This is a genomic window from Promineifilum sp. (SeqCode), from assembly GCF_041918635.1.
In the GTDB taxonomy this organism is placed as follows: Bacteria; Chloroflexota; Anaerolineae; order Promineifilales; family Promineifilaceae; genus Promineifilum.
Map to the genome: position 1 here is coordinate 1 of NZ_JAYRVJ010000390.1, position 2,354 is coordinate 2,354.

A 2,354-nucleotide genomic window follows, 5' to 3' on the forward strand; every position below is an offset into this window, starting at 1 on the left:
CGGGGAGGCCATCTTTAGCCCCACCATCGCCGCCCGCCTGATGGATTACTTTACCGCCGCGCAAGCCTCGCCCCACGCCGATATATTCCCCGACCTGACCGAGCGCGAGCGCGAAATCCTGACACTCATCGCCCGCGGCCGGTCGAACGCCGCGATCGCCGAGGAGCTGGTCATCAGCCTCAAGACCGTCCGCAACCACGCCTCCAACATCTTCAACAAGCTGCAAGTGACCGACCGCACGCAAGCCGCTCTGCGCGCCCGCGAAGCGGGCTTAGGCTAGGGGCTAGGGACTAGGGGTTAGGGGCTAGGGGAAGAACGCTCTTCCCTAGTCCCTAACCCCTAGTCCCTATCTTGCGTCTTAGCGTCTTTGCGCTAAATTTCCACCATGACCACCCCCACTACCTGGAGCCAACTCACCCAAACCCTGGTCGCCGTGGCGATGGGCCGCCAGCCGGCCGACCTGGTCATCTGCGACGGCCGCTGGGTCAACGTCCACAGCGGCGAGATCATCCCCCACACCGACGTAGCCGTGACGCGCGGTCGCATCGCCTACGTCGGCGAAGACGCCAGCCACACCATCGGCGAGGGCACGCGGGTCATCGAGGCCGGCGGGCGCTACCTCGTCCCCGGCCTGTGCGACGCCCACATGCACGTCGAGAGCGGTATGGTCACCGTGACTGAGTTCGCCCGCGCCGTCATCCCCCACGGCACGACGAGCATGTTCATCGACCCGCACGAGATCGCCAACGTGCTCGGCCTGCCCGGCGTGCGCCTGATGCACGACGAGGCGGCCACGCTGCCCATCAACGTCTACGTCCAGATGCCCAGTTGCGTGCCCAGCGCGCCGGGACTGGAGACGCCCGGCGCGTCCATCGGCCCGGCCGAGGTGGCCGAGGCCATGACCTGGCCCGGCATCATCGGGCTGGGCGAGATGATGAACTTCCCCGGCGTCTACCTGGGCGACGACAGGATGCACGCCGAGATGGCGGCGACGCTGCGCGCCGGTCGCGTCGTCGGCGGCCACTACGCCTCGCCCGACCTGGGCCGCGCCTTCCACGGTTACGTGGCTGGCGGCCCGGCCGACGACCACGAGGGCACACGCCTGGAGGACGCCATCGCCCGCGTCCGGCAGGGCATGAAGGCCATGTTGCGCCTCGGCTCGGCCTGGTACGACGTGGCGTCGCAGGTGCGGGCCATCACCGAACTGGGCCTCGACAGCCGCAACTTCATTCTCTGCACCGACGACTCCCACTCCGGCACGCTGGTCGGCGAGGGGCATATGGATCGCGTCGTACGCCACGCCATTGCCCAGGGTTTGCGGCCCGTCACGGCCATCCAGATGGCGACGCTCAACACGGCGCTCCACTTTGGCGTGGAGAAGGACATCGGCAGCATCACCCCCGGCCGCTACGCCGACATCGTGTTGACGAGCGACCTGTCGGCGCTGCCCATCGAACTCGTTATCGCCCACGGCGAGGTATTGGCCGAGAACGGCCACATCCTGATCGACATCCCGCCGTATAGCTACCCCGATTTCGCCGTCGGCACGGTCAGGCTGGGTAAGCGGTTGGCAGCGGCGGACTTTGACGTTCCCGCGCTGGCAGACCCTCCCCTAACCCCTCCCACAGGGCGGGGGATCGGACTCCCTCTCCCTGGGGGAGAGGGCTGTCGCGTCCGCGTGATCGGTGTGGTGGAGAATCAAGCGCCGACGAAAGCGCTAGAAGCGACGCTGCCGGTGGTGGATGGGCTGATCCAGCCCGACGAGGCGCAAGACGTGTGCCACATCGCCCTGGTGGAGCGCCACCGGGCGACGGGCGCGGTGACCAACGGCTTTGTCGGCGGCTTCGGCTTCAACGTGCCCTGCGCCGTCGCCAGTACCGTGGCCCACGACAGCCACCACATGATCGTCGTCGGCACGGACAAGGGCGACATGGCCCGCGCCGCCAACCGGCTGGGCGAGGTGGGCGGCGGGGTGGTGGTCTTCAAGGAGGGGCGCGAGATCGCGTTGGTGGAGCTGCCCATCGCCGGGCTGATGAGTAACGAGCGGGCCGAGGTGGTCGCCGCCAAGGCAGAGCGGATGGGCGCGGCGCTGGTCGAGTGTGGCTGCACGCTGCACAACGCCTACATGCAGCTGAGCCTGCTAGCGCTGGTGGTTATCCCGGAGTTGCGGATATCGGATAGGGGGATTGTGGATGTTAGGCGGTTTGAGGTGATGCCGTTGGTAATTGACTAACTTATCGCACCATACAAAGACCTCTTGTCTAGTGACTGACTGTCCACTATAGTCTCATCGGCAGGTTGAAGTGAACATCTATGCCCTCATCTGGTTGCCAGATGTCATCGAGAAACTTGAG

The 2,354-nt window shown here is 66.4% G+C and carries 2 protein-coding genes; both read left to right on the forward strand.

Annotation, left to right across the window (positions count from 1 at the left end; translation table 11 throughout):
* A partial coding sequence (locus tag ACE3UY_RS12175) for a response regulator transcription factor (RefSeq protein WP_374687787.1) occupies positions 1 to 280 on the forward strand: 280 nt, incomplete at its 5' end.
* 105 nt (positions 281 to 385) lie between these two features.
* On the forward strand, positions 386 to 2,233 hold the full coding sequence (locus ACE3UY_RS12180; RefSeq protein WP_374687788.1) for an adenine deaminase: 1,848 nt from the start codon (positions 386 to 388) through the stop codon (positions 2,231 to 2,233).
* Positions 2,234 to 2,354 lie beyond the last annotated feature (121 nt).

Excerpts from the sequence above, each read along its gene's own strand:
- ACE3UY_RS12180 (WP_374687788.1), top strand. The coding sequence starts at position 386 with ATGACCACCCCCACTACCTGGAGCCAACTCACCCAAACCCTGGTCGCC.